Origin of the sequence: Cyclobacterium xiamenense (genome assembly GCF_042140265.1) — a bacterium.
Classification (GTDB): domain Bacteria; phylum Bacteroidota; class Bacteroidia; order Cytophagales; family Cyclobacteriaceae; genus Cyclobacterium; species Cyclobacterium xiamenense_A.
In genome coordinates this window covers 5126777-5152162 of sequence record NZ_CP159481.1, presented here as the reverse complement: position 1 = coordinate 5152162, position 25386 = coordinate 5126777, and the positions used below count along the sequence as shown (strand labels likewise).

The 25386-nt window shown below is 45.7% G+C and carries 23 protein-coding genes; 15 read left to right on the top strand and 8 right to left on the bottom strand.

What is annotated here, in order from left to right; genetic code table 11:
• Positions 1-26: 26 nt before the first annotated feature.
• The 4 genes from ABWH99_RS20995 to ABWH99_RS20980 form a co-directional block, all read right to left on the bottom strand.
• Entirely contained in the window at positions 27-2525 is a 2499-nt protein-coding gene (locus ABWH99_RS20995; protein ID WP_375583745.1) for a GumC family protein, read from the bottom strand.
• A 491-nt stretch (positions 2526-3016) separates the two neighbouring features.
• Entirely contained in the window at positions 3017-3919 is a 903-nt protein-coding gene (locus ABWH99_RS20990; protein ID WP_375583744.1) for an MBL fold metallo-hydrolase, read from the bottom strand.
• On the bottom strand, positions 3919-4617 hold the full coding sequence (locus ABWH99_RS20985; RefSeq protein WP_375583743.1) for an SOS response-associated peptidase: 699 nt from the start codon (positions 4615-4617) through the stop codon (positions 3919-3921). The genes ABWH99_RS20990 and ABWH99_RS20985 overlap by 1 nt, the downstream gene beginning before the upstream one ends.
• Positions 4618-4652: 35 nt before the next feature.
• A complete protein-coding gene (locus ABWH99_RS20980; protein WP_375583742.1) occupies positions 4653-5621 on the bottom strand; it encodes a YheT family hydrolase in 969 nt (322 codons plus the stop codon).
• 122 nt (positions 5622-5743) lie between these two features.
• Between ABWH99_RS20980 and ABWH99_RS20975 the strand changes: the two genes are divergently transcribed.
• On the top strand, positions 5744-7399 hold the full coding sequence (locus ABWH99_RS20975) for a pyruvate dehydrogenase complex dihydrolipoamide acetyltransferase (protein WP_375583741.1): 1656 nt from the start codon (positions 5744-5746) through the stop codon (positions 7397-7399).
• A 90-nt stretch (positions 7400-7489) separates the two neighbouring features.
• Positions 7490-8032 (top strand): ATP-dependent protease subunit HslV, encoded by a 543-nt coding sequence (gene hslV, locus ABWH99_RS20970; RefSeq protein WP_375583740.1) that lies wholly within the window; start codon positions 7490-7492, stop codon positions 8030-8032.
• Positions 8033-8072: 40 nt separating this feature from the next.
• Here hslV and ABWH99_RS20965 read toward each other — a convergent pair whose 3' ends face one another.
• Positions 8073-8369, bottom strand: coding sequence for a Dabb family protein (locus ABWH99_RS20965; RefSeq protein WP_375583739.1), 297 nt, complete (start codon positions 8367-8369; stop codon positions 8073-8075).
• A 161-nt stretch (positions 8370-8530) separates the two neighbouring features.
• On the opposite strand from ABWH99_RS20965, the gene ABWH99_RS20960 reads away from it, so the two are divergent.
• Entirely contained in the window at positions 8531-9511 is a 981-nt protein-coding gene (locus ABWH99_RS20960) for an aldo/keto reductase (protein ID WP_375583738.1), read from the top strand.
• 161 nt (positions 9512-9672) lie between these two features.
• Here ABWH99_RS20960 and ABWH99_RS20955 read toward each other — a convergent pair whose 3' ends face one another.
• Complete coding sequence (locus tag ABWH99_RS20955; RefSeq protein WP_375583737.1) at positions 9673-10017, bottom strand: single-stranded DNA-binding protein; 345 nt, start codon at positions 10015-10017, stop codon at positions 9673-9675.
• A 245-nt stretch (positions 10018-10262) separates the two neighbouring features.
• Between ABWH99_RS20955 and ABWH99_RS20950 the strand changes: the two genes are divergently transcribed.
• Positions 10263-10619, top strand: a complete 357-nt coding sequence (locus ABWH99_RS20950; protein ID WP_375583736.1) for a hypothetical protein — start codon at positions 10263-10265, stop codon at positions 10617-10619.
• Here ABWH99_RS20950 and ABWH99_RS20945 read toward each other — a convergent pair.
• Together ABWH99_RS20945 and ABWH99_RS20940 are read right to left on the bottom strand one after the other, a co-directional pair.
• Entirely contained in the window at positions 10609-12396 is a 1788-nt protein-coding gene (locus tag ABWH99_RS20945) for a glycoside hydrolase family 15 protein (protein WP_375583735.1), read from the bottom strand. The two genes, ABWH99_RS20950 and ABWH99_RS20945, sit on opposite strands and share 11 nt — an antisense overlap.
• A gap of 121 nt (positions 12397-12517) precedes the next feature.
• On the bottom strand, positions 12518-13024 hold the full coding sequence (locus ABWH99_RS20940) for a UpxY family transcription antiterminator (RefSeq protein ID WP_375583734.1): 507 nt from the start codon (positions 13022-13024) through the stop codon (positions 12518-12520).
• A 381-nt stretch (positions 13025-13405) separates the two neighbouring features.
• On the opposite strand from ABWH99_RS20940, the gene ABWH99_RS20935 reads away from it, so the two are divergent.
• The 11 genes from ABWH99_RS20935 to murB all read left to right on the top strand — a co-directional run bounded on the left by ABWH99_RS20935 (position 13406) and on the right by murB (position 25385).
• Positions 13406-13534: a sugar phosphate nucleotidyltransferase gene (locus ABWH99_RS20935; RefSeq protein WP_375583733.1), complete on the top strand. Its 129-nt coding sequence runs from the start codon at positions 13406-13408 to the stop codon at positions 13532-13534.
• Positions 13528-14400 (top strand): mannose-1-phosphate guanylyltransferase, encoded by an 873-nt coding sequence (locus ABWH99_RS20930; protein WP_375583732.1) that lies wholly within the window; start codon positions 13528-13530, stop codon positions 14398-14400. Before ABWH99_RS20935 ends, ABWH99_RS20930 begins: the two co-directional genes overlap by 7 nt.
• Positions 14401-14407: 7 nt before the next feature.
• Entirely contained in the window at positions 14408-15358 is a 951-nt protein-coding gene (locus ABWH99_RS20925; RefSeq protein ID WP_375583731.1) for a GDP-L-fucose synthase family protein, read from the top strand.
• Positions 15359-15803: 445 nt separating this feature from the next.
• Positions 15804-16943, top strand: a complete 1140-nt coding sequence (gene gmd / locus ABWH99_RS20920; RefSeq protein WP_375583730.1) for a GDP-mannose 4,6-dehydratase — start codon at positions 15804-15806, stop codon at positions 16941-16943.
• A 434-nt stretch (positions 16944-17377) separates the two neighbouring features.
• The gene (locus ABWH99_RS20915) at positions 17378-19987 is read left to right on the top strand and encodes an SLBB domain-containing protein (RefSeq protein WP_375583729.1); all 2610 of its coding nucleotides are present in this window, start codon (positions 17378-17380) and stop codon (positions 19985-19987) included.
• 20 nt (positions 19988-20007) lie between these two features.
• A complete protein-coding gene (locus ABWH99_RS20910) occupies positions 20008-21120 on the top strand; it encodes a GNVR domain-containing protein (RefSeq protein WP_375583728.1) in 1113 nt (370 codons plus the stop codon).
• 324 nt (positions 21121-21444) lie between these two features.
• Entirely contained in the window at positions 21445-22710 is a 1266-nt protein-coding gene (locus ABWH99_RS20905) for a UDP-N-acetylglucosamine 1-carboxyvinyltransferase (protein WP_375583727.1), read from the top strand.
• A 122-nt stretch (positions 22711-22832) separates the two neighbouring features.
• Entirely contained in the window at positions 22833-23243 is a 411-nt protein-coding gene (locus ABWH99_RS20900; RefSeq protein WP_375583726.1) for a serine O-acetyltransferase, read from the top strand.
• The gene (locus ABWH99_RS20895; RefSeq protein ID WP_375583725.1) at positions 23240-23827 is read left to right on the top strand and encodes an oligosaccharide flippase family protein; all 588 of its coding nucleotides are present in this window, start codon (positions 23240-23242) and stop codon (positions 23825-23827) included. Before ABWH99_RS20900 ends, ABWH99_RS20895 begins: the two co-directional genes overlap by 4 nt.
• On the top strand, positions 23781-24527 hold the full coding sequence (locus ABWH99_RS20890; protein ID WP_375583724.1) for a polysaccharide biosynthesis C-terminal domain-containing protein: 747 nt from the start codon (positions 23781-23783) through the stop codon (positions 24525-24527). Before ABWH99_RS20895 ends, ABWH99_RS20890 begins: the two co-directional genes overlap by 47 nt.
• Positions 24528-25385: a UDP-N-acetylmuramate dehydrogenase gene (gene murB / locus ABWH99_RS20885; RefSeq protein WP_375583723.1), complete on the top strand. Its 858-nt coding sequence runs from the start codon at positions 24528-24530 to the stop codon at positions 25383-25385. It begins immediately after the preceding gene.
• Position 25386 lies beyond the last annotated feature (1 nt).

The window sequence follows — 25386 nt, the reverse complement described above, 5'->3', positions numbered from 1 at the left end:
AAAAAAAAATGGTAAAAATGATTTTCTTAGATTTTAGCTGTTTTCCTGGTATAGTAGTCTCCGTACCCATATCCATAGCTATGTTCAGATTTGGCGTCGTTTAGTATCAAAACGGGATTCTTGAACTTGCCCTGATCGGCAATATCATTGATAAGCTTCAGGTGGTTGGGTTTGGTATAGTAGTACCGAACTACATAGGCCAATAGGTCTGCATACGGGGACAATGCGTACGCGTCTGCCACCAGCCCTATAGGGGCACTATCCACCAGGATATGGTCAAAACTGCTCCGTAATTCCGCAAATAGCTCTTCTAACCGAGGGCTATTCATCAGTTGAACGGGATTTTCAGGTAGTTTCCCCGCACTTACCAGAAAAATGTTGGCGTTATCGTCGGAGAGTGTGAGAATGTCTCGAGCGGTATAACGCTCGTCGGATAGGTATTCGCTGATACCGGGCTTATCGGGTTGTATCCCCAGTTGCTGAAACACAGAGGGCTTTCGAAGGTCAAATTCCAGTATAACGACTTTTTTACCGGATAACCCAATGGTCCGGGCCAGGTTGATGCTGAAAAATGTTTTCCCTTCTCCGCCGATGCTGGAGGTAGTTAGAATCACTTGATTTGATTTTCTCATGGACGCAAATTTCATATTGGTCCAGATCATGTTTACTTGTTCACCGATTACCGATCGTCGACTTAATTTATTCAGGTACAGATTTTTCTTTTTTCCGTGCGAGATTTCTCCCATGATAGGTACCCGACTGATTGCCTCTACTTCGTTTTTCTGACCGATTTTCCCAAAGAAATAATTGTTGAGATAGATGAGTCCGAATGGGACACCCATGCCCAGGAGCAGGGCGAATGCCATGATCAATTTTTTTAACGGCTTGGCGGGATAAATACCCGCCATGGGCGGATCAATTATCCGTGCGTTGGATACCGAAGTAGCGGCCAGGGAGAGAACGGATTCTTCCCGCTTTCGCATCAGGTATTGATAATTTTCCTGTTTGGTAGCCTGTTGGCGGGTAATGGCCAAAAGCTCCCGCTCTATTTGTGGAACCCGGTTTGCCCGATCTTCGATTCTCATGGAGTTTTCTTCCAAACTTTTTTTAGCGACCTGAATACTCCTTTTATTGCTCTGAATATTTTCCAACAGGTCGGACTTCAGACCGTACAATTGTTCGTCGAGGTTTTTCACCAACGGATTGTCTGCCGTGGTGCCATTCAGGAGTCGCTGCCGGTCCCGCTGCAGTTCGTTGTATTTTTTCACCAAATCCGATAGGGTCGCATCGTCGATTAAGAGCGATCCCTGCACCATTTTTGAGGGGTTATTTGGATCGCTAAGGTTTTCTTCCAGATTATTTAGAACCTCGATGCTGATTTCGTATTCGGAAAGTTTTTGCTTGGCGTTGCTCGAGTTTTCCAAATACAACTGCGATTCGGCGCTCAAGTCAGAGATGGCATTTTCGTTTTTATACGTTTCTACGGCCTGTTCTATCTCCGCCAGCTCAGCCGTAAGTTTGGCCATTTGTTCGTCGATGAATGTCAAGGTATTGGCTGCTGTAGAATTGACGTTTTTCAGCGCCTCACTGTTATAGGTCTCTACCAATCTTGCCAATAGTTGCTCTCCTTTTTCCGGAACGGAAGTCAGCAAGGATAGCGAAACGATGGTAGATAGTTTATTGGTAGGTTCGGCCTCGATGTCTTCGCTGTAGGCGAAGGCCAGTTCACGCATGTCATTGAAGGAGAAAAATAGCGTTTTTGGAAAAGCGCCTACCCGATTCTCTTTCAGCTGGATGGAGAAATCACCGTAAAAATTGGATAAATTGTCACCAAACTGGTGTTGGCTGCTATGCCCCTCCTCCGTTTCCAAACGAAAGGAGGTCTCGTCAAGTAGTTCCAGGCGGATTAGTCCTGGTGCTATTTTTGGACGTTCGGTGAGCCTGGTGTAAGCGATCGTCACCGGAATCTCCTCTCCAAAAAGTTCCCGATACCTTCTGAATCCATTCTCCTCAAAAAAGGTATTGTAGAGGTTCATGTTTTCCAGAACCTTCCGGATCAGGGAGACGGAGGTCAATACCTCTACTTCATTCTCTATGATATTGGTTGTTTGATAACCGTCCAGATCGTCCAGTACCGCATTGGTAGAAAACCCTCGTTTCGCTTCCTCTCCCGAGTTGATCATCAGCGTAGCGGTAATTTCGTATTGATCCGGCGTGTAGTAGATATAAGTCAGTGCAGCACCGCTAAAGGCGATAACACCCAGTAAAAAGAAGTACCAAAGCCTCAGGTATTTCTGAAAATAAAACCCGATAGGAACGGAACTTGAATTCCTTTCATCAATTTCCTGGGTAAACAAATCCTTGATTTCCATGGCTGTAAGTAAAAGAATAATGGTTAAAAACTGCTTTTGCGTGCTCTTCCAAATACACAACTTCGCCCCGTCAATCACATGGATGTGATTGACTCTGAACCCGTTCCAATTGGTAATGATTTGCTGTTTATTGGAACGCCTGTCGCTGTTCAAAAAGCATATTTAAATATTTTAGCAATAGCTAGAAATAATTAAATATTGTTTGCTGTACGGTATTAAGCCCCGTTTTAGCCGTTTAATTTATATACGTATTTTTTATGTATTTAAAATACATTTTTACAAATTTAAAACAATAAAAATAATTTTAAAGAATACTGGCCAATTTTTTTTTCTGATAAACGTCATGGTTTCTTCTCTGGAAATAGTCCTGTAGAAAAAATTGAGCACATGGGGATCTACCGATTCTATTTTTAGTTCCTTTCTAGTCCATCTATTTACCATATATATACCATAAAGTTTATAGGGTAATTATTTTTTAAAATTATATTTGGTATAATCTAGTTAGAAAAAAATATATAAGCAACAACAAATATTTCGGATGGTTACGAAGTTTTACGCTAAAAAGAAAACTAAATGGGTATTTAATATGTAAAAACAATATAATTGATCATTAATAGTACAAAATGAAGAAAATAATTAATATATTATATTTTCCCTGATTCTTTTAATTTCCAATACCGGAGCAGGCCACTTACCGACATCCAGCTCGGGTTGGCAAGCTCGTAACGTTCTCTAAGGGACCTATCGACCCCCTGGTTTGCCAGTTGTTGTTCCGTGTAAGCCATAAATTTTTCGGTAATCACTTCGGGCGCCGTGCCGGCGTCGAATTCGATTTTCATCCATGCGGCCCAGTCCTCCATTGTTTTCTCCAGCGCCTGAAAGTGTTTGCCAATCGCCGTAACCGAACCGTAATGGGTTAAATACAAAGTCTCGGGCGCAAGTGCCCGTATTTTGGCGATGGAGGCTTTCCAATGTTCCAGATGAATATCGGGCGGAGGGCAGGGAGGAACCACCGGGCCACCCTGGATTGCCACCCCGGCCACGTCTCCTGTAAACACGTTATGGTCCAGTTTCCAGGCCACGTGATGGATGGCATGGCCGGGCGTGTGTACAGGGACGAAAGTCATGTTTCCAAAAAATATCGCCTCCATGTCCCTGGTTGGAACGAGTTGCTCCGGGTCTATGGGTTTCATGGTACCCCAAAGCTGTAGCATGTTATCTTTACCGTAGATTCGGGCGGCTGATTGCCAGAGCTTTTCCGGGTTTTCCAGATGAGGAAGCCCTAATGGGTGCACATAGATGCGGGCACCTGCCTCGGCGAACTTCCATGCCGCACCGGCATGGTCGAAGTGAATATGGGTAAGGAGCACTGCATCGATATCTCCGGGACGGAGATCGTGGGACTGGAGTTGCTCCACCAGTTGGAGCCAGGTACTTTCCGGTCCGGTTTCTACCAGCAGGCGGTGCTCATGATCCGATACCAAAAAACTGGCAATGGTGTGGGCCTCCTTCTGAAAATGGAGGTCCAGGCTTTGTATGGTATACATTATCCAAATAGGGTGTAGTTTCCAAATTGGTCCATGGGCAGCGTCTTTCGAATGACGTAAGGATTGTCGTTGGCAACCTGATTGACCATGGGGGAGACCGTATAGGTCATCATTTCTTTTTCGGGGTAGGGCCGGAGCATGTCGAGCAGGACATTTTCGGGCGTGTGCGGGTCCAGCCATTTTGCTTCCAGATCCGGAGGAAGTATGACCGGCATCCGGTCGTGAACCTCTGCGGTGAGCGAATTCGGCGTGGTGGTTAAAATTAAAAAGGTATGCGCGGTATCCCCGTTTTCAGTTTCGAACTGTTCCCAAATTCCGGCAAAGGCAAATAATTCTTCTCCGTGGAGGACGAATCGATAGGGCACCTTGGTTTTCTTTCCAATTTTCTTCCATTCGTAAAAGCCGTCGGCAGGGACCAGGCAACGGTTTTTTCTGAAAGATGATTTAAAGCTTAGTTTCTCCGCAATGGTTTCCGACCGGGCGTTGATAAGCTTGTTTGCAACCGGCTTATTCTTTGAAAATGCGGGGGTGACTCCCCAATAAAAATGGGAAAATCCCTGGGGACTGTCGCCAGTGATTACCGGGACTACCTGAGAGGGGGCAATGTTGTACCTGGGGACAAAATCTTCCAGCATTTCCGAAGCGAATCTGTTTTCAAGCGCTGTTTTTGATTTGGTTAAAGAGTATCTACCACACATAAAGGTTTTTTTTTGCTCGAGCGAATAACCTGGAGTTAAAGATAATTTTCAGATTGAATAAATTCAAGTGCCTTGATTTCGGACCAATACCGTTCACGAATTGTTCGCGGACTGAACCCCACATGGCCGCCATGGGAAGGAAATTCCATGCGCACCTGGCCTCGGGTTTCTGTTCCCTTGTCTGGATAACACTTCGCACTCAAAAAAGGGTCATTTCGGGCGTTTAGTACAAGGGCAGGATGGCGAATACCGGACAAAAACTGCAGGGACGAACACTTTTTGTAGTAGTCTGCCGCATGCTCAAATCCGTGCAAAGGTGCGGTAAAAGCGTCGTCAAAAGCACGGAGCGTTTGAATTTTATCGAGGCGGATTTCACTGGCAATTTCCGGGAAGTGCAACGCTTTTTGACGAATTTTTTGCTTTAGGGAACGCAGGAAGCGAAAAGCGTACAATTTGTTGGCAGGCTGATCGATTCGGTCACTTGAGCCGGCCAAATCAAGGGGCACCGATAGGGCGACTGCTTTTTTTATTTTTTGGTGACCGGGCCAATGGGCTTCTCCCAGGTATTTTAGAGTCAGATTGCCACCCAGGCTAAAACCGATCAGCGAAATCGATCGATAGCCAGGCTGGGCATGGACTACCACTTGCTCCAAGTCTGAAGTGGCTCCGGAATGATAGAAATATGGCTTTCGATTCATGTCCCCGCTGCATCCCCTGAAATTCCAGTTAAGTACGTCGTAACCCATCGAGAAAAAAGCATCGGCCATCCCGCTCATGTAGGGGCGGCGGCTATTGCCCTCCAGTCCGTGACTGATAATGATCAATTCGGGACTTCCCCGTCTAAGCCAATCCAAATCCAGAAAGTCCCCATCTGTAGTGGTAATGCGTTCTCTTTCAAACGCTAAGGGGATGTTTTTTCTAAAAAGTGCTGGAAAGATGGTTTGGAGGTGGCCATTAAATAAAAAACGGTTCGGATTGTATGGAGACTCTTTTGGGACTGACATTCAGCGTATAGGGCATTCCGTAAAGATTTCTTTACGTGAAAATACTATTATTAAATTTGAATAAACATCTTTTAAGAACTATTTTTGGATTGCTGAAAACAAGAATTCGAATAATATAACTTATGGCCGAAATAATACGAATGCCCAAAATGAGCGACACCATGGAAGAAGGGGTGATCGCGCAATGGTTAAAAAAGGTAGGAGACGAGGTTAAACCCGGTGATATTCTGGCAGAGGTGGAGACAGATAAAGCGACGATGGAACTGGAATCCTACGACGAAGGCGTACTGCTTCATATCGGGGTGGCCGAAAAAGATGCGGTTCCGGTGAATGGGGTCATTGCTGTATTGGGCGAGAAAGGCGAAAATATAGACGAACTGCTGAAGGAAATTCAGTCCGACGGAACCGGAGAAGCGTCCAAGGAAGAGGAAAAGGAGGATGCACCGAAGGCAGAGGCAAAAGCGGCTGAAACCAAAAAAGATTCACCGAGCGAAAAAATTGACACATCCTCCATCAATGCTACGGTGATCACCATGCCCAAGATGAGCGATACCATGCAGGAGGGCACCATTGCGAGTTGGCTGAAAAAAGTCGGTGACGAGGTAAAATCCGGGGATGTATTAGCAGAAGTTGAAACCGATAAGGCGACCATGGAACTGGAATCCTACGACGACGGGACCTTGTTATACATCGGGGTGGACGAAGGGGATTCAGTGGAAGTAAACGGGGTCATTGCGATAATCGGTGAAAAAGGTGCCGATTTCGAAACGTTGTTGAAAGCCCATGCGCAGGAGTCTTCCTCGGAATCTTCCCAGGAAAACGAGGCGCCGAAGGAGGAAAAAGCCGAAGAATCGACCGCTGTCCTCCCGGAGTCCGAGGAGAGACCAGCCGCTGGAAAGTCCGATTCCGGATCCAACGGCAGGATCAAGGCTTCTCCGCTCGCGAAGAAAATGGCTCGTGAAAAAGGCATTGATATCAGCTTGCTGAAAGGATCGGGTGATGGCGGAAGAATTATAAAAAAAGACGTCGAAAATTACACCCCGTCGAAAGCTGCTGCTGTACCGGAGTCCGGCAGTGCCCCGGCTGGCATTGGGCAGGAGTCTTTCCGGGAAGAAAAGGTGTCTCAGATGAGAAAAGTGATCGCCAAGCGACTTGCTGAGAGCAAGTTTACAGCGCCTCATTTTTACCTCACCATGGAAATCAACATGGATAAAGCCATTGAGGCCAGGAAGAGTATGAACGAAGTCGCTCCGGTCAAGATTTCCTTTAACGATATGGTTATCAAGGCGGTAGCCGCTTCACTCAAACAACATCCCAAGGTGAATTCCGCCTGGCTTGGGGATAAAATTCGCTACAACGATCACGTTCATATCGGCATGGCTGTAGCCGTAGAAGAAGGCTTGCTGGTGCCGGTTATTCGATTTGCTGACAGTAAATCCCTTTCTCAAATTTCTCAGGAAGCCAAAACGCTGGCTGGTAAAGCCAAGAACAAAGAACTCCAGCCCAAAGATTGGGAAGGAAATACCTTTACAGTTTCTAATTTGGGGATGTTTGGCATCGATGAATTCACGGCCATTATCAATCCGCCAGACGCATGCATCTTAGCGATCGGGGGTATTCGGCAAACACCTATTGTCAAGGATGGAGCGATCGTGGCGGGTAATTTAATGAAAGTAACCCTTTCCTGCGATCACCGGGTAGTGGACGGAGCCATTGGCTCTGCCTTTCTACAGACGATCAAGAATTTGCTGGAAGATCCAGTCAGGTTACTTATTTGAGGAATGGTATAAAAAAATCTCCAAAAAGTCCTAGTAATAGGGCTTTTTGTTTTTAAATAGAAGGGGTATACAGCGTAGAAAACCAAAGATATGGAACGATTAAAGTCTACCACGGTGGTAGCCATCCGACACGAAGGACAGGTGGCCATTGGAGCGGATGGGCAGGCCACATTGGGAAATACCATCGCCAAAAGTAGCGTGAACAAAATTCGGAAATTACAAGGAGGCAAGATCGTTACCGGTTTTGCAGGTTCCACAGCGGATGCGTTCACGCTTTTGGAAAAATTTGAAGAGAAGTTGGGGGCCTACAGCAACAATATGAAACGGGCTGCTGTGGAGTTGGCCAAAGAGTGGCGCACGGACCGTATGCTAAGCAAGCTGGAAGCAATGATGATTGTGGCCGACGCCACGGATATCCTCATTCTTTCCGGAACCGGTGATGTCATAGAGCCGGACTTGGGCATTGCCACCATTGGATCCGGAAGCATGTACGCACAGGCTGCCGCGAGGGCATTAAAGAAATACGCAGCACAGTTGAGCGCGGAGGAAATGGTACGAGAGAGCCTGAGCATTGCGGCTGATATTTGCATTTATACCAACCACAACCTGGTCATTGAAAGGGTAACTTCCTGAGGGTGGCTGCCCCGCTCCCAATAATGGAACGCGGCACTGCCTATATTTCAAAGTCGTATACTTTCACGTTTGACCACTTGTCCTTGTGGTCTTCCACGAATTTCAAATGTACAGGGTCGGTTTGATAGCGGTCATGTGCCTCCAAAGAATCGAAAAACACGGTTAGGGAGAGGTGGAAACTATGATCCACGACTTCCCGGTGGGCCGTACCGGCAGGCTTTCCGATGGAATAGCGGTTGACGCTTTCGGTAGTCGCGATAGCGACACATCCTTCCCGTACGGCTTGCAGGTCTTTATCGGGACGGTGTAACCAGAAAAACACTTGATGGACGATCATGCTGAGTTGGGTTTTTTGAAACGTTTTGAATGGAATTCATGGGCGAAGGCCAAAGGAAGCGTTTGCGGTCATAAAGGTTCTTCTTGCAAGCATCCGTCGTTTTGGCTTTTGGCAATCAATACATGCGGTAATCATATACGAGTTAAAGGTAAGGTCAAATTATGAATTACAGAAAATTAGGAAAGACAAATTTTACTATTTCAGAAGTTTCACTGGGCACCTGGCAAGTTGGCGGAGGGTGGGGAGGATCCTTTGACACGCAGGCAGCTTATGGCATTATCCACGAGGCCATTGACCAGGGCGTTAATTTTATAGACACAGCGGACGTGTACGACGCTGGGTTGAGTGAAGCAGCTGTGGGAAAGGTTGTGAGGGAGCGAAGGGAAGAGGTGTACATCGCGACCAAGTGTGGTCGCCAAATACAACCACACCTGGCCGAAAGGTATACACCGCAGGTATTGCGGAAGTATGTGGAAGCAAGTTTAAAAAATCTGGGAGTAGAAACCATTGATTTGATTCAGTTGCATTGCCCGCCGAGCCCCGTCTACCAGCGACCCGAGATCTTCGGTCTTTTTGAACAGTTGCGAGAGGAAGGAAAGATTCGCCACATGGGGGTAAGCGTGGAAAAAGTGGACGAGGCCTTGCAGGCGTTGCAGTTTTCCAACGTGGCGTCCGTACAGATCATCTTCAACATGTTTCGGCAAAAGCCAGCAGACGTTTTTTTTCAGAAGGCGAAAACCAGCGACTGTGGGGTAATTGTCCGGGTCCCGCTGGCTAGCGGGCTTTTGGCGGGGACTATCTCCAAGGAGACTACCTTTCACCCCGAAGATCACCGGCATTTTAATAGAACGGGGGAAGCCTTCGATAAGGGGGAGACCTTTTCCGGCATTCCGCTGGATAAGGGGATTGAGGCCGTAGCAGAACTCCACGAGTTGCTGGGGGCTGATTTGGCGGCAAAGGCCATTCGCTGGGTACTCATGTTCGACGCCGTTTCAACGGTCATACCCGGAGCTTCCAGGGTGGAGCAGGTTCGTACCAACGTGAAAGCGGCCGACCTGCCTCCCTTTTCGCCAAAAGAGATGGACGCGGTAGCCGAGTTGTACAGTCGGTATTTTAAGAAAGAGATTCACCCACAATGGTAACGATGCCGTGAGAGACCGGCTGGAAGGAAAGGTCTGTAATCCGGTTCAGACAATCCCCCGATGCGCCTGTGGGATCTATAGGACCGGTGGGGCCACCCTTGCCCCACCGGTAGCTATCAAAAAATAGATCCAAAAAAGTCGAGTGAAAAAAGTGCTTGGATTTAGGGCTTGACTTTTTCGCCCATAAGCAGGACGTCGTTTACCTGCACTTCTGTAATGTATTTTTTGTTTCCGGCAGTGTCCTCGTAGGACCGACTGACGAGTTTTCCCTGGATGCAGATTTCTGAGCCTTTGTCCGTGTACTTGTGAATGATTTCGGCAGGCCTCCCGAATGCTACCAGATTGTGCCAGTAGGTTTCCTCTATTTTTTCTCCTTTGTTGTTTTTGTAGGATTCATTGGTCGCCAGGTTGAGCCGAACCATGGGCGTGTTTCCATTGACGGTTTTGAAGTCTGCTTTTGCTCCCAGTCTTCCGATTAGCTGAACTTTGTTTTTGATCGCATTCATGATGTATGAGGTTTTAGTTAGAAATGATTTTTTTCCGAATTGGAACGATACAAAGTTGCGGGACTGGGGTTGCTTTAGTCGGTTTTTTTTCGTTTAAAACCGTTTGTAAGCGTTTGTAAACGTTTAAAAATGGTTAGCGATTGGGAATAAATCACATTTTATACGTATATTTTATCCGATTTATCCACTCAAATTGGATTTGTATGGCGGTACGTCCTAAAAAATGTCTAAGTTGTGGTAAACCAGTGGCGGGTAGGATTGACAAAAAGTTTTGCGATGATTATTGCAGGAACACCTACAACAATCAAATGAAATCGGGCAGCAATAACCTGATACGTAACATCAACAATGCCTTAAAAAAGAACAGAAATATTCTGGCCGCTATCCTTCCCGACTCGGAGGACACTGCGAAAATATCCCGGGAAAAATTACTGGAGCAAGGCTTTATTTTTAAATACCGCACCCATACCTATACCAATAAGAAAGGAAACGTATACGGGTATTGTTACGATTACGGCTACCTGCGACTAGAGCAGGATTGGATCCTGGTCGTGAGAAACAAAGAGGAGCAGCGGGAAAAGCTCGGTTCTTTTAAACAATGAAATTGGGTTTATCAAGTTTTTTGTCGATTCGATAAGCAGCGTTCAATAACCCCACATGGCTGTAGGTTTGAGGAAAGTTTCCCCACTGGCTGCCGGTGTGCTGGTCCACGTCTTCCGAAAACAATTTGAGATGATTGCAATAATTGCTTAGGGTTTCAAACCCCTCCATGGCTTCGTCCAACCGGTTTACACAGGCAAGCGCTTCAATGTACCAAAAGGCACAGATCAGAAACGTAGTTTCGGGCTCGCCGAAATCGTCCTGGTGTTTGTAGCGGTAAAACAAAAAATCTTTCGCCAGGAGGTCTTCTTCGAGGGCCTTTAGGTGGTTATTTGCGCTTTCGATATCCTCTCCAAAATAGCCCATGGTAATCATTTGCAGGGTGCTGGCATCCATATTCTTTGTGCCAATGGCCTGTGCGTAGGCTTTTCTCTCAGGGATATAGCAGGCCTCAATTTTGCGAATCGCCTTGTTTTTGAGTTCGACCGCTTTGTTTTTCATCTCGTGATCCGCTAGCCGCTCTGCGATCTTGATGGCTGCACAAGCCCCCGCCCAATGGAAAAGAAAGGTGTAGCAATGTTCCTGTTTCAAGTTGCGGAACTCCCACAGACCAGCATCTTTTTCGTCCATGGTTTCTTCTATTTTATTCAATAGGTTGTGGATGAAGGGTTTGGAGTGACTCTTTTCTGATTCGATGAATCGCTTATCGGCATACAATGGCAAAAGTGTTACCAATACCTGTCCGTACAAGTCATTCTGTACGTGTGTATGCGCCTGGTTGCCAAAGCGAACCGGCTTGTTTCCCATATACCCGTCCAGGTCCGCTACCAGTTCGGGTAATTTGGATGAACCCGTGATGGCATAAAGCGGCTGATAGCGGCCTTTTTCGTCGGTAGGCAGGTTTTGGATAAACTCAAAATAGCGTTCCAATTCTTCGAAGTGACCTAAATGATTAAAAACGTTGAGGGTATAGTAGGCATCTCTCATCCAACAATACCGGTAATCCCAGTTTCGGGTAGACCCGGGTGACTCGGGCAGGCTGGACGTAGAGGCAGCGATGATGCCTCCCGTATCTTCGTACTGGTGAATTTTCAGAACCAGTGCGGAACGGACAACCAGCCGTTGGAAAAAGTTGGGAATACTGGTGGATTTCACCCAGTTTCTCCAGTACTGGCAGGTGGCATTCAGGAATTTTTCGATGGTGCTTTCGATGGGAGCCTCCAGCGGTTTGCCATAGGTAAGTACCAAATACACCGTGCGCTGCAGCCGAAACTCCTGTTCTTCCATGATGTAGGTAATGGAACAATTGGTGGTCAGACGGACGTGCTGATCTCTTCCACTGAATTCAATGTGGTTGCTTCCCGGAATCGGCCGTAGTTTGCGTTGCCCGTAATCCGATACCGGCACACAGTTGATTTTAATTTTTGGTTCACCCCGCAATGGTTCGATCTTTCTCACCAGCATCGAGGGTTTAAAGTACCGGTCGTAGTTGTAAAATCGGGGAGCAAAATCCGTGACTTTGTAGGATTCTCCTGCGGATGTTTCTATGTAAGTCTCGAGAATATTCGTGTTTTCCATGTAGGATTGCCGGGAAGTGAACCCTCCATTTTGGGGCAAAACCGTAAATTCTCCCCCTTTTTCCTTATCCAACATACTTCCAAATAGAAAGTCGCTATCAAAGCGGGGCATGCAAAGCCAACTGATGTTGGTGTTTTTTTCAATGTGTGCGATAAAACTGCAGTTACCTATCAGGCCGGTTCCGTATGTGTGTTTTTCCATGGGAGCGCTCGTTTCGTATAAAAAAGGGACCTGTTGCACGTTCTATAAAAAAAGTAACAAACAGGTGATTGGTTTAGCGAAGTTATTAAAATCAGGGCTGAATGATAATGAATTTGCGTTTTTATTCGCGGATCACCTTCAAAAATTTTCTTGGCACTTTCACCAACATGCTCTGGTTGATACTCGGAATGCGAATAATGAAATAGTCCTGATTGGATTTTTGGATGCATTCCCCGGTGACTCCCTGGAGCGGCCCGCCTAAAATATGAACCATTTCTCCCTGTTCGATCGCTCCGGTATCGACCTCTATGGCTACCCCGGTCTCGATCACTCGTTGGATCGCATCAATCTCGTCTTGATGCACGACGGCGTGTTCTCCCGAAAAATTAATAAACTTTACTGCGCCACTTACTTGAAGGGATTCCCAAAGCCGGTCCTTGCTGGTGTAAACAAACAAATAGCCGTTGAATAAAGGTTTTTGCACCTTCTTTTTGCGATCGCTCCATTGCCGGATTTCTTCTATAATTGGGAGGTATACATGGATGTTTTTTTCTTCTAATCGTTTGGCCACTTGTTTTTCTGCACGAGGCGCAGTATACATGACGTACCAGCACAACTTTTCAGTCATAGTTCTAACGTTAATGGACGAATTTACCGAATTATTTGGGTATGCTTCAAGTAATGGTGTCGAAAATTTGCCTGGATTTTCCGAAGCTAACCCCATTTATTATTTTTAAACACATTAATATGTGGTTTAAAAATATAATAATGTAATTTATATAAATTTTTTTCATTTGATTTTTTTATTTACTTTTGATGCGGTATTCGGTGCCTGATGAGGTGCCGGGTATACGTTGGACTTGATCACTTTTCGTACAGTCCATCACTTTTACTGGTACAGCTAAACGGTTTAAATGCGTACCCGAACCTATTTTAGAGAATAACGATTTTGTAAGCACCGGCCCGCAAGCAGGATGCCGGTAGGTGAATTATAGCAAACAACAAATGCATGAAAATCATCAATGTGGTATTGTCCGGTGGAGTAGGGAGCAGGCTATGGCCACTCTCCAGAAAAAGTAAACCCAAGCAGTACCTGCCCATTTTTGACGGGCAGTCCCTTTTGAAAAAACAGTGCTGAGAAATGCATCGGTCTGTGATCAGGTGATGGTAGTCGGAGGTGTGGACAACTACCAGTTTTCCAGACAAATTCTGAAAGAAAAAAACAATGATTTTTTGGAATTGGTAGAAGCAACCCCCCGAAACACCGCTGCCGCCATTGCGTTTGCCGCTTTTTCACTACCACCGGATTCCGTGATGCTGGTTACGCCATCGGATCACTTAATCGGGGATCAGCCGAGGTACGAAGCTGCCCTGTCAAAAGCGGTAAGCCTTGCCCGGGAAGGATTTTTGGTTACGTTTGGCTTGAAGCCCTCCCGGCCGGATACTGGATTCGGTTACATCGAACACGCGGGAAACGAGGTGATAAGCTTTCGCGAAAAGCCCGATGCGGAAACGGCACAGGGGTTTTTGGAGAAGGGTAGTTTTTTATGGAATAGTGGCATGTTTTGTTTTTCTGCAGGCACTTACCTGGAAGAGCTTCGGCAATATGAACCGGTGGTGTTTGAAAAGTCTCAGGAAGCGTACAAGTCGGCGAAAGATGGTTTTTTGCCTCTGGAGTTGAGCCTTGAGATTCCTTCCATCAGTGTGGATTATGCCGTGATGGAAAAATCCGAAAAAATAAAAGTGGTACCTTCCGATTTTTCCTGGTCAGATATGGGATCATTCGAGGCGCTGTTTGAATATTTTCCGGAAAGTAGCAAGGAGCGGCACGGCAAGAATCTGGTACTTGGTGCAGGAGCCAAACACGTTGAATTCCTCGGTTTGGACGACGTTATTTTGGTGGAAACGCCGGATGCCATCCTGGTATTGAACCGGGCGAAGGCACAGGATGTTAAAAAGATTTATGAGAAATTGGAAAAGGAAAATCCAGGATTAGTAAACTGATACGTAGATGCACAAGCATAGCAAAATATACATTGCAGGACACAGAGGTATGGTAGGTGCTGCCATTTGGCGGAATCTGGAACGGAAAGGCTACCAGCATTTGATTGGGTTAAGCAGAAAGGAATTGGATTTGAAAAATCAAGCCGACGTGAGTCGCTTTTTTGAGCAGGAAAAGCCTGCGGTGGTGATCGATGCTGCCGCCAAGGTGGGAGGTATTTTGGCGAATAATAACCACCCCTATCCTTTTTTGATGGACAATTTGATTATTCAAAACAACCTGATCGAGTCCTCTCTGAATGCCGGTGTAGAAAAGTTTATTTTTCTCGGGAGTTCCTGCATTTATCCCAAACTGGCCGAACAGCCGCTTCGGGAAGAAGCGTTGTTGACCGGATCCCTTGAACCCACCAATCAATGGTACGCCCTGGCAAAAATCGCCGGTGTAAAAGCCTGCGAGGCCATCAGAAAGCAATACCAAAAAGACTACGTTAGCTTGATGCCAACGAACCTATACGGGCCGTTTGATAATTTTGATCTGGAGACTTCCCATGTACTGCCGGCCATGATTCGAAAATTTCACGAAGCAAAGGAGGCCGGCAATCAGGCAGTAAAACTTTGGGGCTCGGGTGCACCGCTACGGGAGTTTTTGCACGTAGACGACATGGCAGAGGCCGTGTGTTTTGCCATGGAAAATACCTTTGACGAAAACCTCTACAACGTGGGTACCGGGGAAGACTTGACCATCCGTTCCCTGGCGGAACTGGTGCAGAAAATTACGGGACATCAGGGGGAGATTATCTGGGACAGTACTAAGCCAGACGGGACGCCAAGAAAATTGATGGACGTTTCCAGAATGACTCAGGCCGGATGGAAAGCGAAAATCGGTTTGGAAGAGGGAATCACCTCTACCTACCAATGGTTTCTGGCGAATAAAGAGTCCTTTAAAGAAGTAAAGATGTAAGGCAGGAAGTCCAACCGATAACGCGCCACCTTGGAGTGCTTTTAATTTGGCTGGCTACCCGACAGGAAAACGCAAACGGAATTTCCCACAGGTGTTCCCAGGGATAGTCACGATGGATTTCTGACATCGGCTGAGCTGCCCGGGTATACGCGGTCAATGAAACGCAGGTCGGACGGTGGGGGTGGAAAAAAGCGTTTCCGCTCATCGGCACGAGTTACATGCTTCCCTCCGGTGGGATACGCCCGAACGGGAGGAGTTAGCAACCCAAAATAACGAAAGAATGGAGGTGGCCAGTGGTGGTCAGGTCTGGTACCGGCAAGGGGGATAGGGTATTCTGCTAACCGGTATTGGGAAGCATTTGAAACGGGTATTAAAAAAAAAGAATTAAACGACAACTTAGAGCTACACGGTGTTGATTTAGGTGTAGCTCTGCGACACATCAATCATGAAAACAGCATTAATTACAGGAATTACCGGTCAGGACGGAGCCTACCTCGCCGAGTTACTACTTTCCAAAGGCTACACCGTACATGGAATCAAGCGTAGAGCTTCCCTTTTTAATACGGATAGGATTGACCACTTGTATCAGGATCCCCACGATGACAATAAGCGGTTGTTTTTGCACTACGGGGACCTTACCGATTCGATGAACCTGACTCGGATCATTCAGGAAACCAAGCCGGATGAAATTTACAACCTGGCGGCCATGAGCCATGTGAAGGTAAGTTTTGATACTCCCGAATACACTGCCAACGCCGACGGCATCGGTACGCTTCGGATTTTGGAAGCGGTGCGGCTGCTGGGAATGGAAAAAACCACGAAGATTTACCAGGCATCCACCTCCGAATTGTATGGCCTGGTGCAAGCGGTACCTCAATCTGAGTCCACGCCTTTTTACCCGCGATCTCCCTATGCCGTGGCCAAACTGTACGGCTATTGGATCACGGTAAACTACCGTGAAGCCTATGGCATGTATGCTTGTAACGGAATCTTATTCAACCACGAATCTCCGCTGAGAGGGGAGACCTTTGTTACCCGGAAAATCACCCGTGCGGTGGCGAAGATCGCATTGGGCCTTCAGCGTGACCTGTTTATGGGAAACCTGGACGCGAAACGAGATTGGGGACATGCCAAGGATTACGTAGATGCCATGTGGCGCATTTTGCAGCAGGACGAGCCGGAAGATTACGTCATTGCTACAGGGGTGACGACCAAGGTGAGGGATTTTATCAAAATGGCCTTTGAAGAGGTAGGCTTTACTCTGGACTTTGAGGGAGAAGGGATAAACGAAAAAGGTATCCTCGCGGATATCGACAAGGAAAAAGCCTTTGATGTGCTTGGAACCTCTCATTTTAAAGTAAAAAAGGGAGATGTACTTGTCAAGATTGATCCCGCGTATTTCCGACCGACCGAGGTAGATTTGCTTATTGGCGACCCAACGAAAGCGATGACCAAACTCGGTTGGAAACCAAAGTACGATCTTAAGATGCTGGTAGAGGACATGATTCTGTCGGACGTTAATTTATTCAAGCGTGACATCCATTTGTTAAAAGGAGGACACAAGGTGCTGAACCAGGCGGAGTAATGGCTGTCATTCTTTACGGATACCGGGGAGGAAAGGTGTTTTCCTCCCTTTTTTTGTTTTCCCTCTTCAGGCTCCTTCCGTAATTTAGCCTTTTCAATTGCATTGTTTTGCTTCCTGCCAGATTAAAAAGTCTTAAAAACGGGTGAAGGATCGGTTAATGTGCATAATTGACTAATTAAAAACGCACTTTCCCGCGTTCATTTTTTCCGGGAGTATTGAGCTGAAAAAGTGGAAAACCGCACCGTCTTGTTTTCCTTCATTTTTTCACAAACAAAGTTCCTATTGTGTTATTACGAATGGAATCATTACCTTTGTGCCGATATTTATCTGATAAAAAAAGTGATTTTTTTTCGTTTTACTCCGTTATATAATGTGACTGAGGGAGCGAAGCTCTGTCATTAATTATTTCTCTTTTACCAAAGAAAACCTTTAGGATGCGCATAAAAGGCCCTTACCGAATAAAATTTCTGCTGGTTTTATTTTTCATTCCCATTTATTATTCTGTAACAGCTCAATCCCTTCAGGATATTCAAAAGCTGCGGGCAGACGATCTCTCCGATGTGCAAATTGAACAATTGATTAAGCGAGCGGAGGCTTCCGGAATGAACGAGCAGCAACTTATAGCAGTGGCCAGGGAAAGAGGCTTACCGATGAGTGAGATTTCCAAATTACAACGGCGGATCTCATCGCTGCGCAGTGGGGGAGGGGCCGCTGCCACATCCACGCCTAACGGGAGTAGTCAAACGAGGCAAATCGCAGGGGGCGAAGTAGATAGTATTTTTGAGGGGCTGGAACCGCAAGACCCTTTCGCCAATTTGACACCCAGACAGAAACAGATTTTCGGATATACCCTTTTTTACAACAAAGAGCTCAATTTTAATCCCAGTCTAAACATTCCTACTCCTCCAAGTTACATTATAGGTGGAGGAGACCAATTATTGATTGATGTATATGGTGCCTCCCAACAGTCCTATGAACTGGTGGTTAATCCGGAAGGAAACATTTTTATACCGAACATCGGTCCCATCCAAGTGGGAGGAGCGAGTGTAGCGGCGGCGAGTGCTCGAATTAAAACTGCACTGTTACAGATTTATTCAGGCCTGGCGGGAACGGATCCAAATACGTTCATGGAACTTCGCCTGGGAAATATTCGGACGGTATCCGTGGCACTGGTGGGCGAATTGAATCGTCCGGGAAATTACAAATTGCCTTCTTTTGCCTCTCCGTTTAATGCGCTTTTTGCTGCCGGGGGGCCCAACGAAAACGGCTCGTTTCGACACATTCAGTTGTATAGAGACAATCAACTATTCATTGAGATCGATATCTACGATTTTCTGGTCAAAGGCGAGCTAACTACAACGAGCACTCTTCGAGACAACGATGTAATTATTGTTCCTCCCGTCAGAAATCGAGTGGAGGTCGTGGGACCCGTGCGTCGGGAGGGATTATTTGAAGTCAAACCTGGAGAGAATTTATCAGATCTTATTGGCTACGCAGGTGGTTTTAAGGCGGATGCATACAAGGAACGGATCACCCTAACCCGCGTTACGGAGACAGAAAGGAAAGTGGTGGATGTTGACGCAGAGAATTTTGAGGATTTTGTGCCCCAGGACGGAGATAGCTACAGGGTGGGTCAGATACGTGATCGATTTGTAAACAGAGTGCAGATTTCGGGTGCGTTGATGCGGCCAGGAACGTTTTCGTTGCATGCTGGCATGACGGTTCGGGAACTCATAGAAAAAGCACAGGGCCTAAGGGAAGATGCCTTTTTAAACCGTGCAACCTTATACCGGATGCAAGCAGATTTTTCGCTTGAAATAATTCCGTTGAATCTCGAGGAAATAATAAACGGAGAAGGGAAGGATGTGGAATTGCAGCGGGAGGACGTTCTCTACATAGCAAGTATTTACGATATTCGGGAGGAATACTTTGTGAAAATTTCCGGGGAGGTAAATAACCCGGGATCATTTCCATTTGGTGAGAACATGACAGTGGCAGATTTGGTGCTTCGATCCGGAGGTTTCAAGGAATCTGCCAGTGCCTCTCAAATAGAAATAGCCAGAAGAGTGAAAAGTGATCAAGAGGGTAAGCTCGCAGAGATTATCCTGATTGACGTCGACAGGGACTTAAAATTAGATGGAGAAAGCGCGCAATTAAGATTACGGCCTTTTGACCACGTAATTGTGCGAAGAAGCCCTGGATTTCAGCGGGAAAAATTGGTGAGGGTGGAAGGCGAGGTGAACTATCCGGGAGAGTATGCCATTTCCAGGGCGAACGAACGAATTTCGGACCTGTTGAATAGGGCTGGAGGGATTAACCAGTTTGCATACATCAAGGGAGCGACCTTAATCAGAAGGAACGAATTCTACGACGCTCCCAGCGAAAGAGATATTGAAACCAAAAACCTAAGCTCTGTTAGAAGAAACATTTTACGCAGTAATTCGGGCCGTTCGGAATTTGATGAAATCTTATTGGAAAACATCAACGAGGAGGTGGAGGAAAAAGACGTTGAACAAACTGACGTCGACGGTAATTTGATTTCGGATGATTTTAGAAAAAAGACCCTCGAATCCTTCGTTAAACGGGATTCTGTTCAGATTGAAATTAAGACGATGGAAATGGTTGGAATTGATCTTGCTGCGATTTTGCAAAATCCAGGAGGACCGAATGATCTGATTCTTCAGGAAGGCGATGTGCTATCCATACCGAAAGAGCTCCAAACCGTTCGTATGCGCGGGGAAGTATTGTACCCAACCTCTGCGAGGTATCGTGAAAAATCCAGTTTTAAGGATTACATTTCAAGAGCAGGTGGATTTACTAGCAGGTCGCACAGGGGGCGATCCTACGTGGTGTATGCAAATGGAGATGTAGAACGAACAAAAAAGTTTTTATTCATCAATGTTTATCCTTCCATGGAACCGGGAGCCGAAATCATTGTTCCAAAGAAGCCTGAACGTCAGCCGATCAGTGTACAAGGTTGGGTTGGCCTGGCGACCAGCCTGGCGACGTTGGTGATTTTAATTGATCGATTGGGTACAAATTAACCAATTTTTCACCTGTGGAAATGAAAGAAACGAATAGGGCGAGTAGTAGATCGAACGATGAAATCGATATTTTGGCATTAGCCAAAACCGTTTGGAGACAGCGGAAAAAGGTTTTATCCATCGTCATAGGCTTTGTTTTGTTAGGTTTGTTTATCGCTATTTTCTCTCCAAAAGACTTTACTGCGTCCTCTACTTTTGTCCCACAAACGGCCGATTCAAATAAGGCAGCCGGTTCGTTGGGGGGATTGGCATCGTTAGCCGGCATTAATTTGGGTGCGATGGGGGGCGGTGCCGAGATACCGCCCACACTTTACCCAAAAATTGTTTCTTCTGTAACGTTTAGAAAAGCATTATTAGCGGCTGAATTCAACGTAGAAGGAGTAGATGAACCGGTTTCTTACCGGGAATATTTCGAGGAAATCCATTCTCCTGGACTTTTGGCATGGCTGAAAAAATATACGGTTGGTTTGCCCGGGGTCATTGTGAAAGCATTGCGAGCAAAGCCAGATACTACTGTCGTGCAAAGTGAACAGGGTTTGATTCGGGTCTCTCAAGAAGAATTCGAGCATTTTAAGAGGTTAGAGAACCAACTATCCGTCGTTCCAAACGACAAAGAGGGCTTTGTTACGCTTTCCTTTGTGCTTCCGGAACCGCTGATGGCTGCTCAGATGTCTCGATTTGCTCAACAATTACTGCAGCAGGAAGTCATAGCCTATAAGATTTCGAACGCCAGGGAGCAATTAAAATTTACCGAAGAACGCTATTTGGAGAAAAAGAAAGAGTTTGAAGAAGTACAGGCCAAACTGGCGAATTTCAAGGATAGAAACCAAAATATTGCTTCCGCTACGGTGCAAAATCAATTGCAGCGCCTGGAGGCAGATTACAACTTTTCATTTAATATTTATAACGAATTAGCGAAACAGCTAGAGCAGGCCAGGCTGCAGGTTGCCAAGGATACCCCCATTTTTTCTGTAATTCAGCCGGTCACGGTGCCAACCGAGAAGTCAGGACCGAAACGCCTGCTAATATTGATAATCTTTACCTTTTTGGGCATTGTTCTCGGATTGGGATATATCTTCGGATCCGAGTTTTTGAGGAGCATGAAAGAACAGTGGGAGAGTTTCGAGGGATAAGGGACCATTACGCGCAACCGTACGGTACCTAGCCATTGCCGGATCATTTATATGGAACAAACAAATACGTTCGTGCAACTTTACGAGAGCGTATATACCCTAGAGAATCTTCGAAGGGGCGTCTGTAGGGCAAATCATTGCTACTATTTCCCAAGGGAAGTGGGTTTTCTAACGGGCAATTTGAGAGAAGTTGGTATACTCGCTGTTCCACGAAAACCGGGGGATAAAGAAATGGTTGGAAATAATTATTGATTCACTTTTCGTCAGGAAAAAACTCGGTAATCTAAGAAGGCGTTAGCTTGGTTTAAAATAGAAAGACATTTTATGGGTAATCATCTTACATCGGATATACGTTCGCTCAAAGTTTCTAGAAGTAGGCTTGCAGGCACCGTGAAGCTCAGCGGGGCCAAAAATAGCGCATTGCGGCTTCTGGCCGCCTCCATATTAACTGATGGCGAGATTCGCTTGTCTAACTTCCCTAACGGTTTATTGGATATTCAGGTGCATTTGGAAATGTTGGAGGTCTTGGGAAAGAGCTACGTTTGTGAGGGTGACCGGGTAGTTATCCGGCAGGAGGGCATGCTTGCAACTGAGCTAGCCTGGCACAAACGATCCATACGAAATACGCTGTTAATTTTGGGAGCGCTCACCAGCCGGTACGGAGAAGGTAGGGTTCCGTTACCGGGTGGTTGCAAGCTAGGAGAACGAAAGTACGATATTCACGTGATGCTCTTGGAGCGGCTTGGAGCAAAAGTATGGGAGGAAGGCGATTTTTTATGTGCCCGTGCAGGTAGCGAGGGTGTTTTACAGGGGAACGATATCTTTTTACCCATTCGGTCTACCGGGGCCACTGAAAATGCTATTTTATGTGGTGTTTTGGCAAGAGGACGTACTACGATCTGGAATCCACATATTCGTCCTGAAATATTGGATTTGATTCAGATGCTGAATAAAATGGGGGCCACTATCACTGTCTTTGGGCAGAAATGTATCCTTGTCGAAGGAAAACAAGAATTGAGAGGTGTAGAACACGAGGTGATTCCAGACAATATGGAGGCACTCACCTGGGCTATCGGTTCTGTAATTACCGACGGAGACGTGGAAATTCTCAATTTTCCCAAAAATCACCTGGATGTACCTTTGGTATTTCTCAAGGAAAGTGGCATGAAATTATACGAAGGAAAGGATTCGGTAATTGTGAAGGGAGGGACGCCCTATCCCCTGGAAATCAGCACCGGCCCTTATCCGGGAATTAATTCCGATATGCAGCCACTATTGGCCGTTTACGGAGCGATGTGTAATGGGGTGTCCAAGATCGTTGACCTTCGATTTCCGGGAAGGTATGCCTATGCAAAAGAATTGGGAAAAATGGGCGTAGATTTTGATATACAGGGAGACCTGCTGGTCATCCATGGTGGAAAACCACTCACCGGGGCTCAGGTAGAGGCGCTTGATTTGAGAGCCGGAATAGCTTTGTTACTAGCGGGGTTAACTGCTGAAGGCGAAACAATCATTGAAAATTCCTGGCAGATCCATAGGGGATACGAGAATTTGCAGGTTAAACTTCAGGAATTGGGTATAAAAATTTAGTTACTTCCTTTGTCATTGTGCGTTCAATAGTCAACGTTTTCAAAAAAGATAGGAGCGCGTCTGCCTCTTTTCTGTATGATTTTTTTTTGAATCCAAGGTACCGGGTTTTATTAAATTACCGAATGGGTGTATACATCAAACGAAGCAAGATCCCATTCAGGGGTGTGATGGGTAATTTCCTCCGGTACCGAATGCTCGTAAAATGGAACTGTGACATTTCGTATTCATCCAAAATAGGAAGAAATTTACATCTGCCTCATCCAATTGGTATTGTCATTGGAGAGGGGGCGGTCATCCACGATGATGTGACGATTTTTCAAAATGTGACCTTGGGGAGTCATGGGAAAAGTGGTGAAAAATTAACCTACCCCACGATAGAAAGAGGAGCAACGATCTATGCCGGTGCAATTATCATAGGAGGCGTGTCAATAGGAGAAGGAGCGGTGATTGGAGCCAATTCGGTAGTGAATATCGACGTGCCACCATTTTCCGTCGCGGTAGGCATTCCGGGAAGAATCGTTTCGCCTAAATGAAAGGATTCCTGAGTGATGTTTTTCGGGTAGGGGTCTCGAAACTAATAATCATCGTATCTGGGTTTGCCACATCTATCGTTGTGGCAAGGGTATTGGGTCCGGAGAAAAATGGAATCATTACTTCGCTGTTGGTTTATCCCACAATTTTTATGACGGTCGGTTCCCTCGGCGTCCGGCAATCCGTCACCTTTCTTTTGGGCAAAGAAAAGTATTCGGAGCGAAGTTTAAAAGAAGCCATATTCCAAATCTGGATTTTGACGTCCATTGTTTCGACAATCCTATGTTTTTCTTTGATTTACTTTTTTAGTAGGACCCATAAGGATCTTTCCTTGATCGTGCTTGCCGTTGCCCCCATTACTTTCAGTTTATTCAATACCTACTGTTCGGGTATTTATTTAGGAAAAAATAAAATCAGCGAATTCAATGCGATCAATTGGATTCCAGCTGCGGTAACAACGGTCATGTCATTTTTATTTCTCGTGATTTTTAAATCAGGTATCGATGGGTACCTGATTTCTGTTTTTAGGGCAATCCATCATGTTTTTCATCTTGTTTTTCAGGGTGGAGTTTCCAGCATTTTTTAGTTTAAAGATAAATGCCGGGATTCTCAAAGACTTAACTACATTGGGAGTGGTTTATGCAGTATCCCTCCTTGTCATTAATTTGAACTATCAACTCGATATCGTAATCTTGGAGCATTTGAGTTCGGATTTTGAGATTGGCATCTATTCCAGAGGAGCAAACATTGTACAATATCTATGGCAAATTCCCATGCTGTTTAGTACGATTGTTTTTGCGAGGAGTAGTATTTCAAAAAATAGTTTCGCTTTTTCATTAAAAGTTGCTCAATTATTACGGATATCCTTGCTGGTTATCGGTGCGCTTTCCTTGGTGTTGCTGGTGCTATCGGATTGGATTATTCTTGGGATGTATGGTTCGGCATTTGCTGAAAGTGCTCCGGTTCTGAGGTTTCTCTTGCCTGGAGTATTGATTTTAACCCTCTTTAAAGTGATGAACATGGACCTGGCCGGTAGGGGAAGACCCTGGGTTTCGATGAAGGCGATGGTTCCGGCATTAGCTGTAAACATTCTACTAAATATATTGCTCGTTCCCGACTACGGTGCACAAGGTGCCGCCTTTGCCTCGACGGTTAGTTATTCTGTAGCCGGGATATTGTTCCTTTGGTTTTACAATAGGGAAGTTCAAATCGGGATGAAGGAAATATTGAGAATAAGGGAGACGGATTTTGATCCGTTTCGAGCGATGTTAAAAAGATTCAAATAAATGAAAGTTTTCGAGAATTTTGACTTAACGAATTACAATTCCTTCAAGATTTATTCAAGATGCAAGCGGGCGTTTTTTCCTGATTCAGAAGGAGATATCCAATATCTTTTTTCTAATAAAAAGAACTACATCCTGCTGGGATCGGGTCACAATGTCATTCTGTCTAAATCGTTTTATGACGATGATTTCATTGTTTTCAATGGAAATTTTTCGCAAATCGAATTGGCAGGAGAGCGAGATATCATCGAGGCGCAGGCGGGAGCAACCATGTACCACTTGAGTCTCTTTGCCAGGGATCAAGGCTTGACTGGGCTGGAAATTTTCTTCGATATCCCCAGCTCCTTGGGTGGCGCCGTGGTAATGAATGCTGGGGCAAGTGGTGAGGAAATCAAGGACGTTTTGCTAAAGGTAAAATACTTGGATTTGGAGACAATGGAAGTCGACGAAATCAATAAGGAAGAGATTGGTTTTCAATACCGAAATAGTTTTTTCCAAAGAAATACAGATAAAATTATTTTGAAGGCGTCATTAAAGCTTGAAAAAGGGGATAAGCATAAGATTCAATCGAAAATGGATCTTATTAAAGAACAACGGTGGAAAAAGCAACCCAGGGATCTACCCAACGCTGGAAGTGTATTCAAGAGGCCCAAAGGATTCTACGTGGGTGCAATGATTGATGAACTAAAGTTGAAAGGAATGACAAGAGGAGGAGCGAAAATCTCTGAAAAACATGGAGGATTTATCGTGAATTATGACAATGCCACTGGAAACGATATCCTCGAGTTAATTGCAGAGATTAAGCGCAGAGTCAGCGAAAGATTTGGCGTTGATTTAGAGGTAGAGCAAAGAATCATTTAAG